Origin of the sequence: Sulfitobacter mediterraneus (assembly GCF_003054325.1) — a bacterium.
GTDB lineage: Bacteria > Pseudomonadota > Alphaproteobacteria > Rhodobacterales > Rhodobacteraceae > Sulfitobacter > Sulfitobacter mediterraneus.
The window spans coordinates 124,699-149,286 of sequence record NZ_QBKU01000011.1 but is presented as its reverse complement, the minus strand read 5'-3'; the positions used below and the strand labels follow the sequence as shown (position 1 = coordinate 149,286).

General features: G+C 59.6%; 21 protein-coding genes and 1 tRNA gene. 9 read left to right on the top strand and 13 right to left on the bottom strand.

Annotation, left to right across the window (positions count from 1 at the left end):
* Positions 1 to 54: 54 nt before the first annotated feature.
* Entirely contained in the window at positions 55 to 843 is a 789-nt protein-coding gene (locus tag C8N31_RS16875) for a crotonase/enoyl-CoA hydratase family protein (RefSeq protein WP_025046685.1), read from the top strand.
* 238 nt (positions 844 to 1,081) lie between these two features.
* On the opposite strand, the gene C8N31_RS16870 is transcribed toward C8N31_RS16875, so the two are convergent.
* The gene (locus C8N31_RS16870; protein WP_025046686.1) at positions 1,082 to 4,150 is read right to left on the bottom strand and encodes a valine--tRNA ligase; all 3,069 of its coding nucleotides are present in this window, start codon (positions 4,148 to 4,150) and stop codon (positions 1,082 to 1,084) included.
* A gap of 366 nt (positions 4,151 to 4,516) precedes the next feature.
* Between C8N31_RS16870 and C8N31_RS16865 the strand changes: the two genes are divergently transcribed.
* Positions 4,517 to 6,814: a xanthine dehydrogenase family protein molybdopterin-binding subunit gene (locus tag C8N31_RS16865; protein ID WP_025046687.1), complete on the top strand. Its 2,298-nt coding sequence runs from the start codon at positions 4,517 to 4,519 to the stop codon at positions 6,812 to 6,814.
* 16 nt (positions 6,815 to 6,830) lie between these two features.
* Positions 6,831 to 7,871 carry a DUF2235 domain-containing protein gene (locus tag C8N31_RS16860; RefSeq protein WP_051544558.1) on the top strand — a complete coding sequence of 347 codons (1,041 nt, stop codon included), beginning with the start codon at positions 6,831 to 6,833 and terminating at the stop codon, positions 7,869 to 7,871.
* Here C8N31_RS16860 and C8N31_RS16855 read toward each other — a convergent pair.
* Together C8N31_RS16855 and metF are read right to left on the bottom strand one after the other, a co-directional pair.
* Complete coding sequence (locus C8N31_RS16855; protein WP_025046689.1) at positions 7,868 to 8,350, bottom strand: PaaI family thioesterase; 483 nt, start codon at positions 8,348 to 8,350, stop codon at positions 7,868 to 7,870. The two genes, C8N31_RS16860 and C8N31_RS16855, sit on opposite strands and share 4 nt — an antisense overlap.
* A gap of 63 nt (positions 8,351 to 8,413) precedes the next feature.
* Positions 8,414 to 9,280 (bottom strand): methylenetetrahydrofolate reductase [NAD(P)H], encoded by an 867-nt coding sequence (gene metF, locus C8N31_RS16850; protein WP_025046690.1) that lies wholly within the window; start codon positions 9,278 to 9,280, stop codon positions 8,414 to 8,416.
* 97 nt (positions 9,281 to 9,377) lie between these two features.
* Between metF and C8N31_RS16845 the strand changes: the two genes are divergently transcribed.
* A complete protein-coding gene (locus C8N31_RS16845; protein ID WP_025046691.1) occupies positions 9,378 to 10,283 on the top strand; it encodes a LysR family transcriptional regulator in 906 nt (301 codons plus the stop codon).
* A 125-nt stretch (positions 10,284 to 10,408) separates the two neighbouring features.
* Here C8N31_RS16845 and C8N31_RS16840 read toward each other — a convergent pair whose 3' ends face one another.
* Positions 10,409 to 11,449, bottom strand: coding sequence for an NADP-dependent oxidoreductase (locus tag C8N31_RS16840; protein WP_025046692.1), 1,041 nt, complete (start codon positions 11,447 to 11,449; stop codon positions 10,409 to 10,411).
* 160 nt (positions 11,450 to 11,609) lie between these two features.
* Between C8N31_RS16840 and C8N31_RS16835 the strand changes: the two genes are divergently transcribed.
* Positions 11,610 to 12,395, top strand: coding sequence for an inositol monophosphatase family protein (locus tag C8N31_RS16835; protein ID WP_025046693.1), 786 nt, complete (start codon positions 11,610 to 11,612; stop codon positions 12,393 to 12,395).
* 1 nt (position 12,396) lies between these two features.
* On the opposite strand, the gene C8N31_RS16830 is transcribed toward C8N31_RS16835, so the two are convergent.
* The 3 genes from C8N31_RS16830 to putA form a co-directional block, all read right to left on the bottom strand.
* Positions 12,397 to 12,774, bottom strand: a complete 378-nt coding sequence (locus C8N31_RS16830) for a GFA family protein (RefSeq protein WP_231476677.1) — start codon at positions 12,772 to 12,774, stop codon at positions 12,397 to 12,399.
* Positions 12,771 to 13,514 (bottom strand): rhomboid family intramembrane serine protease, encoded by a 744-nt coding sequence (locus C8N31_RS16825; RefSeq protein ID WP_025046695.1) that lies wholly within the window; start codon positions 13,512 to 13,514, stop codon positions 12,771 to 12,773. Before C8N31_RS16825 ends, C8N31_RS16830 begins: the two co-directional genes overlap by 4 nt.
* 92 nt (positions 13,515 to 13,606) lie before the next feature.
* The gene (gene putA, locus C8N31_RS16820) at positions 13,607 to 17,029 is read right to left on the bottom strand and encodes a bifunctional proline dehydrogenase/L-glutamate gamma-semialdehyde dehydrogenase PutA (protein ID WP_025046696.1); all 3,423 of its coding nucleotides are present in this window, start codon (positions 17,027 to 17,029) and stop codon (positions 13,607 to 13,609) included.
* Positions 17,030 to 17,140: 111 nt separating this feature from the next.
* Between putA and C8N31_RS16815 the strand changes: the two genes are divergently transcribed.
* From C8N31_RS16815 to C8N31_RS16805, 3 genes are all read left to right on the top strand, one after another.
* On the top strand, positions 17,141 to 17,617 hold the full coding sequence (locus C8N31_RS16815; protein ID WP_025046697.1) for an Lrp/AsnC family transcriptional regulator: 477 nt from the start codon (positions 17,141 to 17,143) through the stop codon (positions 17,615 to 17,617).
* A 31-nt stretch (positions 17,618 to 17,648) separates the two neighbouring features.
* Positions 17,649 to 18,215, top strand: a complete 567-nt coding sequence (locus C8N31_RS16810; protein WP_025046698.1) for a tetratricopeptide repeat protein — start codon at positions 17,649 to 17,651, stop codon at positions 18,213 to 18,215.
* A gap of 47 nt (positions 18,216 to 18,262) precedes the next feature.
* Positions 18,263 to 18,349: transfer RNA gene (locus C8N31_RS16805), tRNA-Leu, on the top strand.
* Between the two features lie 115 nt (positions 18,350 to 18,464).
* Here C8N31_RS16805 and arsH read toward each other — a convergent pair.
* Genes arsH through C8N31_RS16780 form a run of 5 tightly spaced genes read right to left on the bottom strand, consistent with a single transcriptional unit; the run spans position 18,465 to position 23,013 of the window.
* Complete coding sequence (gene arsH, locus C8N31_RS16800; RefSeq protein ID WP_025046699.1) at positions 18,465 to 19,175, bottom strand: arsenical resistance protein ArsH; 711 nt, start codon at positions 19,173 to 19,175, stop codon at positions 18,465 to 18,467.
* Complete coding sequence (locus C8N31_RS16795; protein WP_025046700.1) at positions 19,172 to 20,368, bottom strand: MalY/PatB family protein; 1,197 nt, start codon at positions 20,366 to 20,368, stop codon at positions 19,172 to 19,174. The genes arsH and C8N31_RS16795 overlap by 4 nt, the downstream gene beginning before the upstream one ends.
* Positions 20,361 to 21,026: an aquaporin gene (locus C8N31_RS16790; RefSeq protein WP_025046701.1), complete on the bottom strand. Its 666-nt coding sequence runs from the start codon at positions 21,024 to 21,026 to the stop codon at positions 20,361 to 20,363. The genes C8N31_RS16795 and C8N31_RS16790 overlap by 8 nt, the downstream gene beginning before the upstream one ends.
* Positions 21,023 to 21,997 (bottom strand): threonine ammonia-lyase, encoded by a 975-nt coding sequence (locus C8N31_RS16785; protein ID WP_025046702.1) that lies wholly within the window; start codon positions 21,995 to 21,997, stop codon positions 21,023 to 21,025. Before C8N31_RS16785 ends, C8N31_RS16790 begins: the two co-directional genes overlap by 4 nt.
* A complete protein-coding gene (locus C8N31_RS16780) occupies positions 21,994 to 23,013 on the bottom strand; it encodes a succinylglutamate desuccinylase/aspartoacylase family protein (protein ID WP_025046703.1) in 1,020 nt (339 codons plus the stop codon). The genes C8N31_RS16785 and C8N31_RS16780 overlap by 4 nt, the downstream gene beginning before the upstream one ends.
* 103 nt (positions 23,014 to 23,116) lie before the next feature.
* Between C8N31_RS16780 and C8N31_RS16775 the strand changes: the two genes are divergently transcribed.
* Positions 23,117 to 23,458 carry an ArsR/SmtB family transcription factor gene (locus C8N31_RS16775; RefSeq protein ID WP_025046704.1) on the top strand — a complete coding sequence of 114 codons (342 nt, stop codon included), beginning with the start codon at positions 23,117 to 23,119 and terminating at the stop codon, positions 23,456 to 23,458.
* Between the two features lie 31 nt (positions 23,459 to 23,489).
* Here the strand turns inward: C8N31_RS16775 and C8N31_RS16770 are convergent, their stop codons facing one another.
* Positions 23,490 to 24,587 carry an ABC transporter ATP-binding protein gene (locus C8N31_RS16770; protein WP_025046705.1) on the bottom strand — a complete coding sequence of 366 codons (1,098 nt, stop codon included), beginning with the start codon at positions 24,585 to 24,587 and terminating at the stop codon, positions 23,490 to 23,492.
* Between the last annotated feature and the right edge of the window lies 1 nt (position 24,588).

Below are 24,588 nucleotides of genomic sequence, written 5' to 3'. Positions count from 1 at the left end.
TTTTCACGCAAGACCGGATCGGGTGTTATGCCCCTGCCCAAGCAGGAGGACAGCATGGCCCGCGTTACCGTCACCTATGAAAACCACATCGCTTTTGTGCGCCTGACCCGCGCCGACAAGATGAACGCCGTTGACCAAGCCATGATCGACGGGATCATCGCCGCAGGACAGGAAATCGCCGAAAGCAAGGCGCGGGTGGCTGTCATCTCGGGCGAGGGCAAAGCGTTCTGCGCAGGGATCGACATTTCGGGCCTGTCGGGCATGATCGGCAAAGACCCCGCAGAACTCTTGATGCCGCGCACCCACGGCGATGAAACCACCAACCAATGGCAAGAGGTTGCGATGATCTGGGCGCGGCTCGACATCCCGGTGATCGCGGCGGTGCATGGAGCGTGTTATGGTGCGGGACTGCAACTCGCGCTGGGTGCGGATATCCGAATTGCCACGCCGGATGCCAAATTTGCCGTGATGGAAATGAAATGGGGCATCGTGCCGGATATGGGCGGTATGGTCCTGCTGCCCAAGCTGGTGCGCAGCGACGTGCTGCGCCTGCTGACCTACACGGCGATGCCGGTGAATGCCGCCCAGGCGCTGGCCTGGGGCCTGATCACGCAAACGGCGGATGATCCGCTTGCCAAAGCGACAGAGCTGGCAACGCTCATCGCGGGCAAAAGTCCCTCTGCCATCCGCGCGGCCAAACGCCTGATCGATACGGCAGAAACCCAAGACGCCAATGCGGTCCTGCTGGCAGAATCCCAGGAACAAGTGGCGCTGATGGGCAAACCCGAACAAATGGAAGTGGTCGCCGCCGAGTTCGGAAAACGCCCGGCCAAGTTCGATTAATCCCCCGCGATTCGAAGTGGGGTCAAGGATCGCAGCGCGACCTCGCCATCGGCGCGGCCTGTCCTTGACGCCGCTGCGACTCGCATAAACACTTGACCAAGGTCGTTCAGGACGCATTGCGCCCTGAACACCATCTCAGCGATATCAAACCCCTTAGCCTTGCCACCAGCATCACCGTGATTGGCTCAGGCGGCGACAAGCTCCAATGAAAAGCACCGCGCATCGCGCGGCCTTCGGATCACTCCATCTCGGCCAAACGATCCAATGCCGCCTGAAGCTGATCGGCTTCTTCCTGCCGCGCATCCAGATTGGCCTGCGCCTCGGCGACAACCTCTTCGGGGGCGGAGGCAGCAAATTTGGGGTTGTTCAACCGCCCCTTCAGACCGCCAATCTCTTTGCCCAGCTTGTCCAAGGATTTCTGCAACCGCGTCTTTTCCTCGCCAATGTCAATCAGCCCGGCCAAAGGCAGGCCAAAGCTGGCCCCCGGCACCGCAATCGAAACCGTCCCTTTTGGGAAATCGCCAGTTTTTTCAAGGCTTTCCACACGCGCCAAACGCTTGATCATCACTTCGTTGCGATCCCATGCGGCCTGTCCAGCCGCGTCCAGATCGGTGACCAGCATCGGCACCTTCAATCCCGCAGGCACATGCATCTGCTGGCGTGCCGAACGGATGCTTTCGATCAGGCCAATCACCCAGTTCAATTCGCGGTCCGCATCAGCATCCAGCAAATCGGCGGTGCTGTAGGTCGGCCAATCGGCATGCACCAACATCTTGGCGCGGCTGGCGGTGGTCTGCCACAGCTCTTCGGTGATGTAGGGCATGATCGGATGCATCAGGATCAGACATTGATCCAGCACCCAGCCCATGGTCTGGCGCGTCTCGGCGGCCTCAGGTGCATCGTCCTGCAACAGCGGTTTGGACAATTCCACATACCAATCGCAAACCTTGCCCCAGACAAAGGCATAAAGCGCATTGGCCGCATCGTTGAAACGGAAATTCTCCAGCGCCTGATCCACCTCTTCGCGGATCCGGGCACATTCGCCGACAATCCATTTGTTCAAGGTGGCTTCGGGCCTGGGCATTTCCGCCTGCGTACCGGTGAACACACCATTCATTTCGGCAAAACGATGTGCGTTCCACAGCTTGGTGCCAAAGTTGCGATAACCCGCAATCCGCGCTGTCGACAGCTTCAGATCACGCCCCATGGCAGCCATTGCCGTCACGGTAAACCGCACCGCATCCGCGCCGTATTCATCAATCAATTCAAGCGGATCAAGCACGTTGCCGAGGCTTTTCGACATCTTCTTGCCCTTCTCGTCACGGACAAGAGCGTGGACATAGACGGTGTCGAAGGGTTTTTGATCCACCACGGCATATTGCATCATCATCATCCGGGCGACCCAGAAGAAAATGATGTCGAAGCCGGTAATCAGCACGGAGGTGGGGAAGTATTTGTCCAGCGCCTCGGTCTGTTCGGGCCAGCCCAGCGTGCCGATGGGCCAAAGGCCGGAAGAGAACCATGTGTCGAGAACATCGGGGTCGCGGCCAAGGAAAATAGTGATGTCATCTTGGGTATCTGACGGAACGCCAGGCGCTCCTACAGCGGCGGTTGCTGCGAGCGAGCGGCCCTTCTCGTCAGCATTCGTGAGCGAGTCCCAAATTGGCTTCACCGTGATATTTGCGTTAGGATATTTTTCTGAGTGCAAAGCGTGAGCAAGATCCATCGCTTCCGCTTCCGTTGCTGCACAGAACTCGTTTCCGAAATCATCAAACCAAACCGGAATCTGATGCCCCCACCACAGCTGGCGTGAAATACACCACGGCTCGATATTCTCGAGCCAGTGGAAATAGACCTTCTTGTCCTGCTCAGGCATGATCTGCACATCGCCGTTGCGCACCGCGTCAATGGCGGGGCCGACGATCTTGGCGGTGTCCACAAACCACTGATCGGTCAGCATCGGCTCGATCACCACTTTGGAGCGATCGCCAAAGGGCTGCATGATCTTCTTGGCCTCGACCAGCGGCACCGGACCGGCCTCAACTTCGGCTTCGTCCTGCTTCTTCTTTTTCTTCGGCTTGCCCAGACGCGGATCATCGGCATCGGTCATCACCGCGAGACCCTCAGCGGTGATGTCGGCAACCACGGCCTTGCGGGCCTCGAACCGGTCCATGCCGCGATAGGCCTCGGGGACAAGGTTCATTGCGGCGATCTTGGCCACATCGAACGCTTCCTCGCCGGCGGCTATGCGTTGGGCAATCGCGGCCTCTTCGGCATAGGCACGGCCATCGGCCCGCATGGCGCCTTTGGTGTCCATGAGGTTGTACATTGGGATGTTGCCGCGCTTGGCAACTTCATAGTCGTTGAAATCATGGGCGCCGGTGATCTTCACCGCGCCGGAGCCAAAATCCTTGTCCGGATATTCGTCAGTGATGATCGGGATCAAACGGCGGCTTTCCTTCGGGCCAACAGGAATTTCGCAAAGCTGGCCGACGATGGAGGCATAGCGTTCGTCCGATGGGTGCACCGCAACCGCGCCATCGCCCAGCATAGTCTCAGGCCGCGTGGTGGCGATGGAAATATAATCGCGCACCTCTTCCAACGTGACGTTGCCGTCTTCGTCTTTTTCAACATAGGTGTAAGTGGCGCCCCCGGCGAGTGGGTACTTAAAATGCCACATGTGGCCGTCAACTTCGATATTCTCGACCTCAAGATCGGAAATCGCGGTCTCGAAATGCGGATCCCAGTTCACCAGACGCTTGCCCCGGTAGATCAGCCCTTTGTTATACATGTCCACAAAGACCTTGATCACCGCATCGTGGAAGTTGCCTTCCTCGCCCGCCGGGGCGTTTGGCGCACCGGACATGGTAAAGGCGTTGCGGTCCCAGTCGCAGGACGCGCCAAGGCGCTTGAGCTGGTCAATGATCGTGTTGCCAGATTCGGCTTTCCATTCCCAAACTTTTTCAAGAAACGCCTCACGGCCCATTTCACTGCGAGAAGGCTGCTGGGTTTCGGCCAATTTGCGTTCCACCACCATTTGCGTGGCAATGCCCGCATGGTCCTGACCGGGCTGCCAAAGCGTGTCAAAGCCGCGCATCCGGTGCCAGCGGATCAGGATGTCCTGAAGCGTGTTGTTGAACGCATGGCCCATGTGCAGAACGCCGGTGACATTGGGCGGCGGGATCATGATGGAAAAGGTCTCATCCCGGCTGGCGTTTGCGCCGGCCTTGAAGGCACCCGCCTGTTCCCATGCCGCATAAAGCCGCTTTTCCGCTTCGGCGGCGTCGAATGTTTTGTCCAGAGCCATGATCGTAAATCCTGTGGTCGTTTGGGATGGGGGTCTACCGGAGGATTGCAGCAAGGGAAAGGGCGGCTGGCCGCCGCTCCTGCGCAAAAGCGCAGATCGCCCCGCCCTCCGGCCCGTGTTCCTGCGCTGCCGCCGCAAAAGCACGGCGCGGGCGGTGAATACGGGAGAGTTTTAAGGGCCAAATGAAGCGGGATCGGGGTATGTGCCTTGCTGCACAGGCTTCGCTTGATGTCAGAGCGGTTGTATTGCTTCATTTGGCAAGAAAAACTCTACCCTGCGTTATCAGCGTGGGCTGCCGGTTCTGGCTGGACAAGCCGCCTCAGCCCTTTATCTGTTGTACCTAATATAGTGTTGGAGGATCCGCAGATGGATAAGTTTGGTAAAAGTCAGCCGGTCAAGCGGACCGAGGACATGCGGTTTCTCACCGGCGAGGGGCAATATGTCGATGACATTGCGCCGCAAGGATCACTGCACGGTTTCTTCTTTCGCTCTTCGGTTGCCCATGGGGTCATCACCGAGTTGGACGTCAGCGATGCGGCCGAGCTTGAGGGCGTGCATCTGGTCCTGACCTGCGCGGATCTTGAGGCGGCGGGCATGGATGTTTCCATGGCCGGGGCCGTGGTCGACAACCGCGATGGCACCAAAGGGGCCAAGCCGCAGCGCCCGATGCTGGCCAAGGGCAAGGTCCGCTATGTGGGTGAGCCGGTGGCCTTGATCGTGGCGGACAGTTTGGCGCAGGCGCGGGATGCGGCCGAGATGATCATGTTTGACGTCGATGATCTGCCGGCCAAGGTGGATATGGCCCGCGGCGGCGCAGCCGTGCACGATGAGGCGCCCGACAATTGTGCCTTTGATTGGGGCATGGGCGATGAGGCCGCAACGCAGGCCGCCTTTGATGCGGCAGCCAAAACCGTGGCGTTGCAGGTGGATGACAACCGCATCATCGTCAATTCGATTGAGCCGCGCGGCTGTTACGCCGAATGGGACAACGGCCGGGTTCATGTGTCGATCAACGGGCAGGGCGTCTGGGTGCACAAGGGGTTCTTGCAAAAGGCCTTTGATCTTGAGGAAGATCAGGTGCGCGTCACCAACCCGGACACCGGCGGCGGCTTTGGCATGAAGGGCATGACCTATCCGGAGTATTTCAGCGTGGCGCAGGCGGCGCGGGTCTTGGGCCGTCCGGTGCGCTGGATGTCGGAGCGGACAGAGGCGATGCTGACCGACAATGGCGGTCGCGATCTGACCTCGCTGGCCGAGTTTGCCTTTGATACAAACAACAAGATCACCGCATATCGGGTTAGCACCCGCTGCAATTTGGGTGCCTATAACTCGCAGTTTGGCCAGCCCATTCAGACCTTGCTGTTCAGCCGGGTATTGATGGGTGTTTACGACGTTCAGACCACCTGGTTGCAGGTCGAAGGGTACTACACCAACACCGTGCAGGTGGACGCCTATCGCGGCGCCGGACGGCCTGAGGCGATTTATGTGCTGGAGCGGTTGATGGATCGTGCCGCCCGCGAGCTGGGCATTGATCCATGGGAGCTGCGGCGGATCAACTTTATCAAACCCGATCAGTTTCCCTATACATCCGCCACGGGTGAGACCTATGACGTGGGCGAGTTCAACCGTCTGCTGACCCGAATGGCGGCCGAGGCCGACCGCGCCGGATTTGAGGCCCGCCGCGCCGCGGATGCCAAGCGTGGTCTGCTGCGGGGGCAGGGCCTGTGTTACTATATCGAAAGTATTCTGGGCGATCCTTCGGAAGGGGCCAAGGTGGTCTTTGAAGAGGATGGCACGGTGAAGATCTTTGTCGGCACTCAAAGCAACGGTCAGGGGCATGAAACAGTTTATGCGCAGTTCCTGTCGGATCAGACGGGCATTCCCGCAGAACTGATCACCGTGGTGCAGGGGGATTCCGACTTGATCAAACAGGGCGGCGGCACCGGCGGTTCACGCTCTGTCACCACGCAGAACACCGCGACGCTGGCGACGGTGGCCAAAATGACCGAGGCCTTCACCGCCTTTCTGGCCGAGAAAATGGGCGTGCCTGCCAGTGCGGTCGAATTTGACGATGAACGGTTCCGCGCCGATGGGTCCAACCTGACACCAACGATGCTGGAGGTTGCCGAGATGGCCCGCGAGAAGGGCCGCGAGGATCTGCTGGAGCATCACGAACGCGCCACCTTGCCGGGGCGCAGCTACCCCAACGGGGCGCATGTTGCCGAGGTTGTGATTGACCCCGAGACCGGCGTTGTAACCACCGATCGCTACACCGTGGTTGATGATTTTGGCAATCTTATCAACCCGATGCTGGCCGAAGGTCAGGTGCATGGCGGGGTCGCTCAGGGCATTGGGCAGGCCGTGCAGGAACGGGTTGTCTATGACGAGGACGGCCAGCTGCTCACGGCATCGTTTATGGACTATGCCTTGCCCCGCGCGGCGGATCTTCCCAATATTTCTTTCACGTCAGAGCCGGTGCCCTCAACGGCCAATCTCATGGGAATGAAGGGCTGCGGCGAGGCGGGCACGGTTGGGGCGCTCGCGGCGATATCGAACGCGGTGCAGGATGCACTGTGGGATCAGGGGGTGCGGCAGGCAGATATGCCATTCACGCCGCACCGTGTTTGGGAGATGTTGAAAGGTGCGTCCATCGCTGCGGAATGACAGCTTTCTCAGCCGCCTGTTCGGGCGTCTTTGGCATCGCCCTGCCTCTGACTTCGGTCCGCGGCGGGGCAATGTCACCCATGTGATCATCCTCGACGGCACGATGTCTTCCCTCGATCCGGAGAGCCAGACCAACGCAGGCCGCGCCTATGCCCTGCTGCGCGAGATGGGCAGCGACATTTCCATCTATTATGAGCCGGGTCTGCAATGGCGCGACTGGCGGTCCGCTGTGGATGTGGCGATGGGGCGGGGGATCAACCGCCAGATCAAACGCGCCTATGGCTATCTGGCTTCGCGGTTCAGACCCGGTGACAAGATATATATGCTTGGCTATTCGCGCGGTGCCTATGCGGTGCGCAGCCTTGCAGGCATCATGGATCAGGTCGGTCTGCTCCGGGCCGATTGCGCGACCGAGCGGAACATCCGCGATGCTTACCGTCATTATGAGAACAACCCGTTTGGCGCTGCGGCGCGGGCCTTCGCCGATGTGCATTGCCATGAGCGGGTCGAGATTGAGGCGATTGGCGTCTGGGATACGGTCAAATCCCTCGGAATCAACGCCCCGGTGCTGTGGCGTTTGACGGAGCCGCGCCATGCCTTTCACAACCATGATTTGGGCGGGACCATTCGCAACGGATTTCACGCGCTGGCGTTTCACGAATCCCGCCTCGCCTTTGCGCCGGTGCTTTGGGAAACCCATGCCGGGTTCAATGGCCACGTCGAACAGGTTTGGTTTCGCGGCACCCATGGTGATGTTGGCGGTCAGCTTGGCGGGTATGAGGCCGCGCGGCCCTTGGCCAATATCCCGCTGGTGTGGCTTTTGGCCCGGATCGAAGAGACCGGACTGCCGATGCCCGCCGGATGGAAGCTGCGATTTGATCAGGACATTGATGCGCCCTCTGCGGGCAAATGGCGCGGCTACGGCAAAATGTTCATGAGCCGCCGCAAGCGCAAGGTTGGGGCCGATCCGTCAGAGCGCCTGCATGAGACGCTGCAAGAACACCAAGGGCGCGCAAAACCCGTGCGCTCAAGCCTCGTTGATGCGGTGACGCGCTAGCCGAGCTTCATCACAATGCAGGTTGTCGATCCGGTGGCATAAAGCTTGCCATCTTCAACACCGCGGATTTCACCATGTGCTACCCCGGTGGACCGGCCGACATGATCTGCGATGCCGATGGTGTCGACCTCCATGCCAATCGGGATCGCCCGCAGGATATTGATCTTGTATTCCAACGTTGTGTAGACGCTGCCGCGCGGCACTTTGGTCATCACCGCGCAGGCCATCGCACTGTCCAGCAAGGTGCCATACCAGCCGCCATGCACCGTGCCCATTGGGTTGGTCATCATGAATGTGGGCGCACCGCGAAACACGGCGCGGCCATCTTCAACCTCTAACAGTGTGTAACCCATGGTCTGACCGATCGGCGGACCGGGGTTCGTGCCATCCACAATCCGCTGCATGAATTCGAGCCCCGACAAGGACAACGCCTCGCTTTGGCTCAGCAGGTCTTCGGGGCGTTCGGCAACGCGGGGCATGGCACTCTCCGGTTTGGATATTTGCGCAAATGCTAGGGCGCAAAACCGTGAAAGTGCAAGCTGTTACGCCACGTCCGAAAGGGCAATCTGCGGCATGACACCCAAGGCCCGGCACACGTTGCGTGTCAGATCGGGGCGGTTCAGGGTGTAAAAATGCAAGGCATCAACCCCTTCATCCACCAGCTTGCTGCACATTTCCGTGCACAGGGCTGTGGCCAACAGATCATGCCGATCATCCCGGATCGCCGCGTCAAAGGCCTGATCCAGCCAATCGGGGATCGGGGTGCCACAGCGCTGGGCAAAACTGCGGGCGGATTTCCAGTTTACGATGGGCAAAATACCGGGGGTCACCGGCTTGTCGATGCCCGCTTTGGCACAGGCATCACGGAACCGCAGAAAGCTGTCGGCATCAAAGAAAAACTGGGTGATCGCCTCATCTGCGCCCGCCTCAAACTTGCGCTTGAGCCAGTTAACATTGGCTTGGGCGTCTGACGCTTCGGGATGCACATCAGGATAGGCACCCACACGAATGTTGAAGGTGCCGGTTTCCGCCAGCGCTGTGATCAGCTCGCAACTGTCCTGAAACCCGTCAGGATGCGGGGTGAATGTTTCCGCCCCGCCTTCAGGATCGCCGCGAAGAGCAACAATATCGGTCACGCCGATCTCAGCATACCCTTTGGCAACGGCCAAGGTATCGGCGCGGCTGGCGCCGACACAGGTCAAATGCCCGGCCACCGGCAAGCCAGAGGTCCGCGCCAGAACATGCGCTGCATCATGAGTTAAGTCGCGCGTCGTGCCGCCTGCGCCATAGGTGACCGAGAAAAACCGCGGCGCCAACGGGGCCAGCGCCTGCGCGGTGTCCCACAGTTTGAACGCGGCATCCACGTTACGGGGTGGAAAAACCTCAAATGAAACGGCAGGGGTTGGCATAGCGGTGATCCTCATGTGCGAATTTCCTTGCTTGTCTCATGTTTCTTGATGTGAGACAAATTCATAACTTTCATCTTGAACATGAGTGATGCCTCATATGCATATCGAATTCCGTCACCTGCGTACGATTCAGGCCATCCACGAGGCCGGCGGTCTGGCCCGCGCCGCCGAACAGATGAACATCACGCAATCCGCGCTCAGCCATCAGGTGAAAGGGCTGGAAGATCAGGCAGGAGTGGAACTTTTTGTGCGCCGTTCCAAGCCGCTGAAGCTTTCGCCCGCAGGGCAACGGCTGCTGAAACTGGCGCAGCAGGTGTTGCCGCAGGTGCAGGCGCTGCAGGACGAATTTGCCGGTCTGCGCGAGGGCAGCACCGGGCGCATGCACATCGCCATCGAATGCCACGCATGTTTTGAATGGCTGTTTCCGGTGCTCGAACACTTCCGCCGCGCCTGGCCGGATGTGGATGTGGACATCCGCCCCGGTCTGGCCTTTGACGCGCTGCCCGCACTGCTGCGCGAAGAGGTCGATCTGGTGGTGTCTTCCGACCCAGAGGAACTGCCGGGCGTGAAATTTGTTGAACTCTTCGATTATAATCCAGTTTTTGTCGCATCGGCCAACCATCCTCTGGCACAAAAAACCTATGTAGAGGCCGCAGATTTTCGCGCGGAAACCCTCATCACCTATCCAGTAGAACGCACGAGGCTGGATATCTTCAGCCAGTTGTTGATCCCCGCCAAAGTCGAACCCGCCGCCATCCGGCAGGTTGAACTGACGGCGGTGATCTTGCTGCTGGTCGCGTCAAATCGCGGTGTTTCCGTGCTGCCCGATTGGGTGGTGCGCGAGGTGAAATACAGCTCTGACTATGTCACCCGCCCCCTCACCAAAGACGGCATCACCCGCCGGCTTTATGCCGCCGTGCGCGAGGATGATCTGGGCAAACCGTTCATGGACGAGTTGTTGCGTCTGGCTGGGGAAGAGGCCCGTAAACTGCAAGCGCAATAGGGGGCCAGCCCCCATCGCCGCAAACGGCGATTCCCCCGGAGGTTTTTTGAGCCAAATGAAGAGAAGAGCGCCTTTTTCTTCATTTGGCCCTTAAACCTCTGGGGTCCGGGGCAAGGCCCCGGGTGTCAGCCGACTTTCACAATCGCTTTGCCGTGATTGCCGCCGGTCAGCAAATCCATGAAGGCTTGCGGTGCGTTTTCCAGCCCTTCGGTGATGTCTTCTTGGTATTTGACCCTGCCATCGGCGATCATTGGCGCGACCTCTGCGACAAACTCTGGGAAGCGGTCCCAGTGATTTGAGATGATAAAGCCGTTCACGCTGAGGAAGTTGACCAAGATCGTGCGCCAAATTTTCGGCGCCGTCAGCCCCTGACCGGCAGCGTCGGCACCCAGACCGCCCGCGTTGTACCATGCGATCATCCCGCAGACGGGGATACGGCCATGTGGGTTCATCAAAGACAGGGCCGCATCCAGAACCGGCCCGCCGACGTTTTCGAAATAGACGTCTATGCCGTCTGGTGCGGCTTCTTTCATGGCTTTGCGCAGGTCTTTGACGTTGTCATAAGCGCGGTGGTCGATGCAGGCGTCAAAGCCAAAGCTGCCCTTGGCCAACGCACATTTCTCAGCGCCGCCTGCGATGCCCACCGTGCGCAGCCCCTGCGCCTTGGCAAGCTGCCCGACCATAGAGCCAACTGGTCCGGTTGCCGCAGCAACGGCGAGGGTTTCTCCCGATTTGGGGCGGCCATATTCCTTGAGGCCCAGCCAGCCGGTGAAACCGGGCATGCCCAGCACGCCGAGTGACGTGGTCACGGGGGCCTGCGCCGGGTCCAGCTTGCGGCACATTTTGGCATTGGCGGTGCTGTGTGTGGCCCAACCAAACGGGCCGAACATATGATCGCCCTCGGCAAAGCCCGGCGCGTTGGATGACAGGACCACACCAACGCTGCCGCCCTCCATTTTGCCGCCGATCGGCACCGGTGCGGCGTAGGATTTTGCATCGTCCATGCGGCCGCGCATATAGGGATCCAGCGACATATGGCTGACTTTTACCAAGATCTCGCCCTCGCCAGGGCTGGGGATTGCCGCGCTCTCAAGGCGGAAATTCTCTTGGCTGGGTGCGCCCGTGGGGCGGCTGGCCAGCACGATCTGTTGCATCTGGTCGCTCATCTGTCTCTCCCTTTGATCTGTTGATTGGGGGGCATGGTGCCGGGCGGTGCGGCGATTGCAAGGGCAGATCAAAATCACGGTGCGTCAGTTTGGATCTGCCCCTTGGCATTCGCGGCATTGGCGCTTATACGCAGCGCCTGATCCATCGAAGGTACAGCAAATGGTTGGCAGTGCGAATCTCAACATTATGATCAAGGCTGCCCGCAAGGCGGGCCGGGCATTGATCAAGGACTTCCGTGAAGTCGAAAACCTGCAGGTCTCTGTCAAAGGTGCCGGGGATTTCGTCAGCAAGGCAGATCTCGAAGCGGAACGGACGCTCAAGCAAGAGCTGATGGGCGCGCGCCCAACCTATGGCTGGCTGGCCGAAGAGGGCGGCAAAGAGGCGGGCCAAGACCCGACGCGCCGCTGGATTGTGGACCCATTGGATGGCACAACCAATTTCCTGCACGGTCTGCCGCATTGGGCGATTTCCATCGCACTGGAGCACAAGGGCCAGATCGTTGCGGGTGTGGTGTTTGATCCTGCCAAAGACGAGATGTTCTTTGCCGAAAAGGGCACAGGCGCTTGGATGAACGAAAGCCGGATGCGTGTGTCGGGCCGGAACCGCATGATCGAGAGCATCTTTGCAACTGGTTTGCCCTTTGGGGGCCGCTCTGATCTGCCTGCAACGCTGCAAGATCTGGCGCGATTGATGCCGGTCTGCGCGGGCGTGCGGCGCTGGGGCTCTGCGGCGCTGGATTTGGCCTATGTTGCCTCTGGCCGCTATGACGGGTTTTGGGAACGTCGTTTGAATTCCTGGGACCTGGCCGCGGGCATGTTGATCGTCAAAGAGGCGGGCGGCTTGGTTGAGCCGCTGAACCCTGCGGGCGATGTTCTGACGGATGGTGAGATCATTTGCGCCAACGAGGCGATCTTCTCAAACTTTGCCAAGGTCGTGCGCGGCTGATCTATTGATCTGATGGGTGGTTTACGCCGTCGTTCCATGGGAACGGCTCGTGCTCCCATGTCTTGACCCCGTCAATACACCCCAGATTGATCCCGCATTCATCGGGGTCGGACCTGCGTTGATGATGGGTGTAGATGCCGCAGGTTTTGCAAAAGTAATGCTGCGCGGTTTGGGTGCCCCAGGTGTAGAGACCAAGGTTGTCCGCGCCTTTCAGGATCTTGAGCGATGCCGTTGTTGCGGTGACCGCAGCGGCCTGCCTGCGGGCGCAGAACGAGCAGGTGCAGCGGGCCGCATCGGACAGGCCATGGGGCAGCGTTGCCGATAAGATCACAGCGCCGCAGTGGCAACTGGCGCGGATATCCATCGCATCACTGCTCATTTGCGCCGCACCTTTGGAATACTGCTTTTGAGCATCGGATATTCGGCGGGGGGATGCGGCGGGTGTCCTTCATTGCGGGCCCAGAACGATCCCGCGCCGCGCCGCAACCACAGTGGCAGTGCAAAGGTCAACCCGGCCACAAAACCGCCCGCATGGGCCCAATAGGCCACGCCGCCCGTTCCAGCATCGGCCGCAATACCGCCCAAAAACTGCGCGCCGAACCACAGCGCCAGCATAATCCATGCCGGGATTGGAAAGATGCGGAAAAACACCACAAATATGATCAGGATATCGACCTTGGCCTTTGGGAACAGCAGCAGATAGGCGCCCATAACACCCGCAATCGCGCCGGACGCGCCGACCATTGGCACGCGCGATGATGGCTCAAACCACACCTGTGCAAGCCCCGCAGCGACACCGCAGGCAATGTAGAACAACATATAGCGGACATGCCCCATCTCGTCTTCGATATTGTCGCCAAATATCCATAAAAACAGCATGTTGCCCAGAAGATGCATCCAGCCGCCATGCAGGAACATCGAGGTAAAAAGCCCTTCAAACCCCTGTCCCATGCCGATCCGCGCCGGGATCAATGCCCATGCATCATAAAAGGCATAGAGCGCCCTAGGTTCGGTCAACAGCGGCACATAGCTGAGAAAAATGCCGATGTTCATCGCCATCAAGGCATAGGTGACATAGGGCGTGCGCCCTGACGGGTTGTGATCGCGTATTGGAAACATGACCGCACGCTCTGCGATTGGTCCGCCGGGGTCAAGGCAGGTGTGGTCAATCTGTGCATTGGGCCGGGCAATGCTGCCCGGCCCAATGCCGTTTAGGTGACCGCGCCGAGCAAGGCCGCGTTGCCGCCCGAGGCGGTGGTATCCACACAAACGTGCCGTTCTGCGCGGACCCGTGCCGTGTCCGGCAGACCATGGATCAACGGCAAGATCGGGCCATTGCGCTGCGCCAGCGCCTGTTCGATCTGCCGTGCGGTTTCTTCGTCGCCCCACCACAGAACGCCGCCATAGGCCGGGCCGTCAGTCAACGCTGCTGGATCAAAACCGCCACCAGCCTGCAAAGCAACGCCGCCAAGGGCCGTAACCGCGCGGGCCTGTTCGGAGGCGACATCGGCCCCCGGGCCCATACACAGCAAGGCCGGACGGGGCAGGGTGGACAGGCGATTGGATTCGCCCGTAGGCCCCGGCATCGACAGGGTCTCAATTGGCAAGGCCGGACCATGAGCAGGCAGCGATGGCAATGCACCCTGAACGCCATCCCAGTTTCCATCGAGAGATTTGTGATCTGGCGCAGAGAACCGTGGCAGATAGTTCGGCCCGCCCGCCTTGGGCCCCGTACCAGAAAGACCTTCGCCGCCAAAGGGTTGGCTGCCGACAATTGCGCCGATCTGGTTGCGGTTGATATAGACGTTGCCCGCCTCGATCCGTTCCGAGACATGTTGCACCCGGTCATCGATCCGCGTGTGCAACCCAAAGGTCAGCCCGTATCCGGTGCCGTTGATCGCATCGATCACACTGTCCAGTTCATGCGATTTGAACGTCGCAAGATGCAGCACGGGGCCAAAGATTTCACGCTCCAGATCGGCAATGCCGTTCACCCGGATGATGGTGGGGGCAACGAATGTGCCATCTGTCGGCGCTTTGATCTCGGCCAGAACGCGGCCCTCGTTGCGGGCCGCCTCGATATGATCGGTGATGCCTTTACGGGCCTGTGCGTCAATCACGGGGCCGACATCTGTGCTGAGCTGCCATGGATCGCCCATTTTGAGGGCCTCCATCGCGCCGATCAGCATCTTGGTTAGATCTTCGGCAATGTCGTCCTGCACATAGAGACAGCGCAAGGCCGAACACCGCTGCCCTGCGGATTGGAACGCGCTTTCGACAATCGCCTGCACGGCCTGTTCGGGCAAGGCGGTGCTGTCCACAATCATCGCGTTCAGACCGCCGGTTTCTGCAATCAATGGTGTGCCGGGCGCGCAATGGTTGGCCATCGCCGCACGGATGCGCATCGCGGTGGCGGTTGAGCCGGTAAAGGCCACGCCGCCAATGCGCGGATCAGAGGTCAGGGCTGCCCCAACAGCGCCGCCGCCGGGCAGCAATTGCAAGGCACTGCGCGGCACGCCCGCCTTGTGCAGCAGCGACACAGTGACATGGGCCACCAGCGGTGTTTGCTCCGCAGGTTTGGCCAAAACCGCATTGCCCGCCGCCAAAGCCGCCGAGATTTGCCCGACAAAGATCGCCATCGGGAAGTTCCAAGGCGAAATACAGGTAAAAATCCCAGCAGGCGGCATATTGGTGGCCTGTCCGGCATAGTAACGCAAGAAATCAACACCTTCGCGCAGTTCGGCGACACAATCGGGCAGGCCTTTTCCGGCCTCCCGCGTCAGCAATGCAAAAATTTCGCCATAGTTGTCTTCGATCAGCGCGGCGGCCTTCAGCAGCACATCACGGCGGGTGGCTAAGGGCGCATCCCACGGCGCGGCGTGATCAAGGGCCGCTTTTACATCCGCCTTTGATGCGTTGCGGACCTCACCCGGTGACAGGGCCGGATCGGCCGGATTAACCACAGCAGTGGCGGCGTCTGGCTTGGCCTCGACCGCCAGCAACGGACCGGCCTGCCATTGGTGGGCTTTAAACGGGTCGCGTGCGGCATCAATCGCTTGCAAGGTCGGTGTATGGGCCAGATCAAAGCCGATGGCATTGCCGCGCTGGGGCAAAAAGACCTCCGGCCCTTTCGGGATCACCATGCCAGTAAGGCCGAGGCTCTCAAACGGATCGGCCGCGACCACCTCTGGCGGGACGTCCTCATCAACGATCTGGTTCACAAAGCTGGAGTTTGCGCCGTTTTCCAGCAGACGCCGCACCAGATAGGCCAGCAAATCGCGATGCGCACCAACGGGGGCATAGATGCGGCAGCGGGTGCCGTTCTGTTCCAGAACCAAGTTATGCAAGGTTTCACCCATGCCGTGCAAGCGCTGGAATTCAAACGCTTCTTTGTCTTGTGCCATTTTGAGAACCGCACAAACCGTATGTGCGTTGTGGGTGGCGAATTGCGGATAAATCCGGTCCGTCATGCCCAGCAATTTGCGTGCATTGGCGATATAGCTGACATCGGTTGCGGCTTTTTCGGTGAAGACGGGAAAGCCATCAATCCCCTCGACCTGCGCCCGCTTGATCTCGGTGTCCCAATAGGCGCCCTTGACCAACCGCACCATGATCCGGCGGTCATGGCGCTGTGCCATCTCATAAAGCGCATCAATCACCCGGCCCGCACGGGGGCCAAATGCCTGTACCACAACGCCAAATCCGTCCCAGCCCGCCAAGGCCGGTTCGGACATCACGCGGTCAATCACCTCCAGCGACAGAGCCAGGCGATCGGCCTCTTCGGCATCGACGTTCAGCCCCATGCCCGCCGATTTCGCGAGCAGCGCCAGCGCCCGCAAACGCGGCACCAGATCGCGCATCACCGCGTCATGCTGTGCGACCTCATAACGGGGGTGCAGGGCGCTGAGCTTGACCGAAATGCCGGGGTTTTTGCGAATGTCCTCGTCAGTACAGGCCGTGGCAATCGCCGAAATCGCCCGGCTGTAGCTCAGGTGATAGCGCTTGGCATCCGCCTCGGTCCGCGCCGCTTCGCCCAGCATGTCATAGCTATAGGTATAACCTTTCTTTTCCATGCCTTGGGCACGGGTCATCGCGGCGTTGATATCCTCGCCCAATACAAACTGCCGGCCCATTTCCTTCATGGCACGGGACACGGCGGTGCGGATCACCGGCTCCCCCAAACGTTTGATCGCGGCCCGCAGATGGCGCACCGGTCCGGGCTGATCGTCGTCCAGCACACGGCCCGTCAACATCAGCGCCCAAGTGGATGCGTTCACGAGGCTTGAGGTAGAATGCCCCATATGGCGGCCCCAATCGGACGGCGCGATCTTGTCCTCGATCAGGGCATCAATGGTATCGGCATCCGGCACCCGCAACAGAGCCTCCGCGAGACACATCAGCGCGACGCCTTCGTCCGTCGAGAGGCCATATTCGGCAAGAAACACTTCCATCATGCCGGGCGCCGTGGCGCCGCGAATGCCGCGCACCAGCGCAGCGGCGTCTGCACTGATCGCGGCGCGGGCATCCGCAGACAGATCGGCGGTGCGGATCAGTTCGGGCAGCACCTGTTCAGGATCGGCGTAGGTACCTTGATCAATCATCAAGCTCAGCGGGGAAGCGACGTCATGGGCCATTGGAAACTCCAGTCAGAAGGGATTTATCGTAAGTACACTGGATTTGACGGTCTGAATGACTTAGTTTATGAAAAAACGAAGTCATAATGACCAAATTTCAGGAGAACAGCGATGCAAAGTGGAAAGGTCAGTTTGGATCGCTTCGACTCAGCGATCCTTGGTGTTCTGGGGCAAGATGGCCGGATCTCGGTCACAGAACTGGCCAAACGCATCGGATTGTCGAAATCCCCAACGCAGGCGCGGCTGCGGCGGCTTGAGGAAAGCGGCGTGATCCAAGGCTACCGCGCCATGCTGGATCCAATCCGGCTGGGATTGGATCATGTGGCCTTTGTCGAGGTGCGATTGGATGACACCCGCGAGGCCGCGCTGCGCAAATTCAATGCCGCCGTTCTGAAGGTGCCGGAGATTGAGCAGGCGCATATGATCGCCAGTCATTTTGATTACCTACTCAAGGTTCGGACCCGCGACATGTCCGCTTACCGGCGGTTTTTGGGCGAGACAATCTCGGCGCTGCCGCATGTTTCTAACACCTCGACCTATGTCGCGATGGAGGCGGTCAAAGGCACCATGCTGACGGACGGCACTTGACGGAATAGGGCCGGGCGCTCTTTATTATGGGATGATCCGGTCCAGTTTGATCCCAGCGTTGGTGACCGCCCTTTGGGCTGGGCCGCTTTTTGCGGATTGCCCCGCGCCTGCCGACACCCGCGCCGAACTGCTTGGGCTTTTTGCTGACGCGCAGTCGGCACAGACCTTTACCGATGGGCGGCGGGCATCGCAGGCCATGTGGCAAGTCTGGCTAAGGGCACCGGACGAGGCCGCCCAAGAGGTGCTGGATGCCGGGATGCGCAAACGCGATTCCTACGATTTTCTTGGGGCGCTTGCGGCCTTTGACCGGCTGGTTGCGTATTGCCCGGAGTATGCCGAAGGTTTCAATCAGCGGGCCTATATTCATTTCCTGCGGCAGGACTATGCCAAAGCATTGGTGGATCTCGATGCGGCGCTGGCGTTGCAGCCTTTGCATGTCGCCGCGCAGTCGGGCCGGGCGCTGACATTGATGAACCTGGGCCAGCTTTCTGCGGCCCGCAAGCAACTGCTGGAGGCGGTTGAGAACAATCCTTGGTTGTCCGAAGCGGCGCTGTTGGCGAAGGGCGCACCGCTTGGACCGCAAGGCGAGGATCTATAGGCATTTACACCGCCCGCCGCATGGCTATGGTGCGCCCATCACCCGGCGCGGGCGTGATGGAATGGTAGACATACCAGACTTAAAATCTGTTGGGGCGTAGCCCCGTGTGGGTTCGAGTCCCACCGCCCGCACCAAAAGCTCTTCCGAAGGAAGATGCCGAAGCTTTTTACAACATCTGCAAGCGGCAGTTGCCCCGCATGAGCAATGAGAGCATCTGGTGCTAAATTTCGCCTTGCCCGATCTGCCAGATCAACCTGCGCGTTGATTGACCCGTTTGATCAGGGCTTCGCCGGTCTCCTTGCGCTCGCTATAACGTTCGACCAGGTAATCTTTGCGCCCTCGCGTTAGCAGGGTGAATTTCACCAGCTCTTCCATCACATCGACCATCCGGTCGTAGTTCGGCGAGGGCATCATCCGGTCATTGTCATCAAATTCCAGAAACGCTTTGGGCGTTGAGGATTGATTGGGGATGGTCAAAAGCCGCATCCAACGGCCAAGGATCCGCAACTGATTGACGGCGTTGAAACTTTGCGAGCCGCCATTGACCTGCATCAGGGCCAGCGTTTTGCCCTGCGTGGGCCGGACCGCGCCCAGCGAAAGCGGGATCCAGTCGATCTGCGCTTTCATAATCCCTGTCATGGCGCCGTGCCGTTCGGGGGAACACCACACCATGCCCTCGCTCCAGCTGACCAGATCACGCAATTCCTGTACTTTGGGATGATCGGCCTCGGCGTCATCGGGCAGGGGCAAGCCGCTGGGATTAAAGGTTTTTGTCTCAGCGCCAAACCGCGTCAAAACGCGGGCGGCCTCTTCGGTCATAAGGCGGCTGAAGGACCGGTCCCGCAAGGAGCCATAAAGCAACAGGATGCGTGGCGCATGGGCGGAGGCATCATTGGCAAACAACCGGTCGGAGTCGATGTCGCGAAAGTGGTCGTTTTCGATGTTTGGTGTATCGGTCATGGTGTTGTCTTTCGATGGGTTTTGAGAGCAGTGATCAGGCTGTCCATGGCGCGGTCCAGATGCGTCCGCGGGCAGGCAATATTGAGCCGGCCAAAGCCAGCGCCAGAGGGGCCAAAGGCAAGGCCGCGGGTGATGGCCCAGCCGGCCTTGCTGCGCAGAAATTCGGTGAGATGCGCGGGATCGAACCCCAGTCCGTTGAAATCGAGCCAAAGCAGGAACGTGCCCTCTGGTTCGATCAGAGTGACCTCAGGACTATCTGCAAGGCGGTCCCGAACCAACGCCAGATTGCCCTCGATATAGGCATTCACCGCATCCAGCCACGGACCACCCTCAAGATACGCTGCCTGCATTGCGGCGCTGGCGAAGGCGTTGTTTTTATTGACCGTTAGGCGGCTGTTCTCGGCCTTGAACGCAGCGCGGCGGGCCGCGTCCGGCACCACGGTGAACGCAGAGCAGCAAGCAGCGATGTTAAAACTTTTTGCCGGGGACAGGCAGGTGAGGCTGTTCAATGCGTCTGCCTCGGAGACCGAGGCAAAGGGCGTGTAGCGATGACCGGAGAATGTGATATCGCCGTGGATTTCATCGCTGACCACCACAACGCCATGTTTGCGGCAGATCGCACCCAACCGCGCCAGCTCGGCCTTTGTCCAGACCCGCCCGACAGGGTTGTGCGGATTGCACAGGAACATCATTTTTACGTCGGGTTTTGCCGCTCTAGCCTCAAAGTTTGCAAAATCCATTTCGTAACGGCCATTGGACAGCACCAGCGGATTGACCACCAGCCGGCGGTCGTTCTCTGCGATGATGTCTTCAAAATCAAAGAAGACCGGCGGCTGGATGATGATCCCGTCCCCCGGATCGGTGAAAAGGTTCGCCGCCATCGCAAGCGCGTTCAGAACGTTGGGCGCACGCAGAATGTGATCTGTTTCTACCGCCCAATCATGCCGGTTCCGCAGCCATCCCAACAGCGCAGGTAGCAATTCGCTCGGTACCGTTTCATAGCCAAACACTCCGTGGGCCGCGCGCGCTGCGATGGCCTCCAGCACCGGTCTCGGGGCGCGAAAGTCCATGTCCGCCACGCCAGCCGCAAACAGATCCATCCCATCGGCGCCAAGGACCATTGGATGAACCTTGAGCGCAGGCACTGCACGCCGATTGATCACCTCATCAAAGTCGAACGGTTCTTCAACCATCGTCGCTTGTGTCCAACAGCCAGCCGAAAAACAGGGTCGCCAGGACCGCCGCGACCAGCTGCACCGCGATGAACGCCGCCACATCCACAGGGGCAATCCCGGCAAATGTATCGGAAAACCCGCGTGCAATGGTCACCGCTGGATTGGCAAAGGAGGTGGAGGAGGTAAACCAATAGGCCGCCGTGATATATAGACCCACGGCCATCGGAACCGCCGTAGGCCGGGCTTTGATACAGGCAAGAATGGTGCCGACCAAGCCAAAGGTGGCCACAAATTCGCCCGCCCATTGGCCAATGCCACTGCGCACTGTGGCGGAGGGATCAATCAGTGGATGTTCAAACATCACATGTGCAGCAAGCACCCCAATGATGCCGCCAAAGACCTGCGCCAGCACATAAAGCGCGGCCTCCCGCTTGGCGATTTCCCGGCGCATCGCGAAGCTGAGCGTCACTGCGGGGTTGAAATGCGCACCAGAGATTGGGCCGAAAATGGTAATCAACACCACCAGTATGGCCCCGGTAGGGATGGTATTTCCCAATAGCGCAATGGCGATGTTCCCGTCTGCCAGCCGCTCCGCCATGATGCCCGATCCAATGACCGTCGCCAAAAGCGAAAACGTGCCCAACCATTCTGCCATTAGCCGGCGTTCGAGTGTCATAATGTGTCTCCAGTGAGTGCCGCGAACCGCGACGTGTCTATATTCCCGCCGGTGATGACGGTTGCAATTGTGCGACCCTTGATGTCGATTTGTCCGTTCAGGATTGCAGCAAGGCCAACAACCGCGCCAGGTTCGGTGACGATCTTGAAATGATCAAAAGCAAAGCGCATTGCGGCGCGTACTTCGGCATCCGTTGCGGTCACGCCCCCCGCCAGCAGGTCAAGGTTGATCGGGAAAGTTACGTCATTGGGAATGGGCGTCATGATCGCGTCGCAGATCGTGCGCTGGCCCGCCGGGTTTCCGATACGCTGGCCCGCTTGCAGTGACCGGCGCGTGTCATCAAAAAGTTCAGGTTCTGCAGAAAAAACTTCGGTGGCGGGCGATGCCTCAGCCAGCACTGCCGCAGTGGCCGCCGTCAGGCCGCCGCCGCCGCAGGGCACCAAAACTTGGTCCAGCGGTCCTGCGTCTTGAACCAATTCAAGCGCCGCAGTTCCCGCGCCAGCCAATACCTGCGGATGGGCACTTGGCGGAACCTCGATGCGGCCTGTTTGTGAGGCTATGCGTTCTACCACCTCAGCGCTGTTTTCGCTGTCCCGCTCAAACGTCACAATCTCGGCTCCCAAGGCGCGGGTGGCGGCCATTTTTGCGGCAGGCACGTCGGCGGGCATTACAAGGATCGCGGACGAGCCCAGCATTTGCGCTGCTCGCGCAAGTCCAAGCGCATGGTTGCCTGACGAATAACTGACGGTGCCGCGTGCCCGTTCCTTGGCAGTGAGATTGGAGATCCGGTAAAAGGCCCCCCGGATTTTAAAGGCACCGGTGCGCTGAAAATTCTCGGCCTTTAATAGCAGCCGACCACCGAGCATGGCGTTAACGTCAGCGTTCTCAAGGATCGGCGTACGCACAACAACATCGGCTAGAGCGTTCTGTGCGGTGCGCACCGTGTCCAAAGTAACGGGGTGTTGGGTCACTCTTGATCCCCGCGAGGTGCAGCGTCCGATGCGATTTGAAACACGGCATCGCCGCGTACAACCTGTGCCATTGTGCGCATGCAAAGGACCATACCGCCATAGGGGGACGTGATTTGGTCTGGCTCGGCCAGAGGTGTATCTGGATGATGAATTAGGCCGACCAACTCGCCGGGCGCAACATCATCGCCGATGGTCTTTAATGGCTCAAATTGACCTGCTGCATAGGTGTAGACCGACCCCTGCACATTCAGCTCGCGGGTGCCTGCTGCGGCATCGGGCTGATAATCAGGCATCATGCCAAGCGCATGCAAAATGCGGCGCAATCCCCGTTCGGTTTGGCGCAAGATGTCGGGCGTTACCGCGCCACCGCCGCCCAATTCGGCCATGATGTTGATCACACCTTTGCGGTTGGCCGCACCCATGGCGGTACGGGCAGTGCTGCCTCGGCCGCCGCCGCTGGTAAAGACCCACGCATAGGGAAGATCGAAAGCATTTTGCATACAGATCAATGCCTTGGTTTCTTCGGGGGTATTTCCTTGACCGCGAAACACGGTCGGTGGGTAGAACAGGGAACTGCCTCCTGAATGCAGATCGACGGCGTAATCTGCCATCGGCAATATGACCTCTTCGACGTAATGCGCGATCATTTCGGTAGGGCTGCCACTGGCATTGCCGGGGAAGGAACGGTTGAGGTTTCCTTGATCAATCGGAGAGGTCCGCAAACCAGCCTCGGCCGCAGGGGCGTTAACCATCGGCAGCAAGATCAACCGTCCCTTGATTTCGTCGGCCTCAAGGTCGCGGGCCAGATTGGACACAGCGATCTGGCCTTCGTATTCATCGCCATGATTGCCCGCCATGATCACCAGCGTTGGCCCGTCACCATTGTTTATGGACACGATAGGAACAGGGAGCCAGCCATACGCCGACCGATGCACGGAATAGGGAACGCGTAGAAAGCCGAAGTGCTTTCCGGGTGCATCAAAGTCCACTTCGGAGGTGATCGAAGTTCCTGCCATCTACATACCTTTGCCTAGTCAATTCGGCAAACGCCGAAGTGACTCTGGGCTAGGTCAGCCATTCCGCCTTGTCAAGCTTCGATATTTCGGGCATTACCGAATTATGGAGCAAGACACCGCCATCGAAGCCTTTGCCGCCCTCGCGCAGCCGACGCGGCTTGAGGCGTTCCGCCTTTTGGTCAGGGTTGGGCCGAAGGGCTTGCCCGCGCTGGAAATCTCGCGGCAATTGGGGACAAAGCCATCAACGCTGTCGGGGCATCTGTCGATTCTCAAGCGGGCAGGGGTCTTGGCCGCGACCCGGCATCAGCGCGAGATCCATTATTCGGCCAATCTGGCCAGTGTGAATGCGCTTGTGCAGTTCCTGATTGCCGATTGTTGCGGCGGGCAGATCAAAAACTGCTCTGAAATTGTGGCCTTGCTAGAGCGCCAAGGCACGGGCTGTTAGGCGGGCCACCGCCCGCCCTCCATCTTGCACATCAATTCAGCCTCAGGCCGGTGTCCGGCGCGAAATATGACACTTTGCCAAGGTCAAAGGCCAGGCGCTGGGCATTGCCGGGGGCGGCGTTGGTTTCCGAATGCAACCGTGCGGTCACATGTTTGCCGCCAAGCTGCATCACGGCATAGGTGTCTGCGCCCGCCGGTTCCACAATATCAATCAGGCACTCGGCCTCCTGCATATGCGCGCCCGACCGCATCGCTGCATCGCCAATGTCTTCGGGGCGCACGCCAAGGATGACATCCTCGGGCAGATCGCGGTTCTTGGTGTCGGTCAACACGATCGGATCGCCGCGATCCTGCGCGATCTGGATGTCCGTGCCGCTGCCATTGGCGCGGGCCTTGGCCGGGATCAGGTTCATCGCTGGGCTGCCCATAAAATCCGCGACAAAAAGGTTGGCGGGGCGATTGTAGATCTCTGCCGGGGTGCCGATCTGCTGGATCACGCCGCCTTTCATCACCACGATTTTGGTGGCCAGCGTCATCGCTTCGATCTGGTCGTGGGTCACATAAACCATGGAGGCCCCAAGCCGTTGGTGCAGTTGCTTGATCTCTGTGCGCATCTCGACGCGCAGTTTGGCGTCGAGGTTCGAAAGCGGCTCATCAAACAAGAACAGCTTGGGATCACGGACCAAGGCGCGGCCCATGGCGACCCGCTGTCGTTGGCCACCCGAAAGCTGGCCGGGCTTGCGTTTGAGGAGGTTCTCGATCTGCAATTGCTGCGCCACATGGGCCAGCTTTTTGTCCTGCGTCGCTTGATCCACGCCGCGCACTTTCATGCCAAAGGTGATGTTCTTGGCAACCGTCATCGTGGGGTAGAGCGCGTAAGACTGAAACACCATCGCAATGTCACGGTCTTTGGGGCTGACGGCAGTCATGTCCTGCCCGCCAATGTGCAGCGATCCGCCGGTGATCGGCTCAAGCCCTGCGATGCAATTGAGCAAGGTGGATTTGCCACAGCCGGACGGGCCGACCAGAACAAGGAAATCGCCCTGCTCAATCTCCACATTGATGTCTTTGAGGATCTCGACAGACCCGTAGTTCTTGAACAGATGTTCGATTTTCAGGATGTTTGCCATT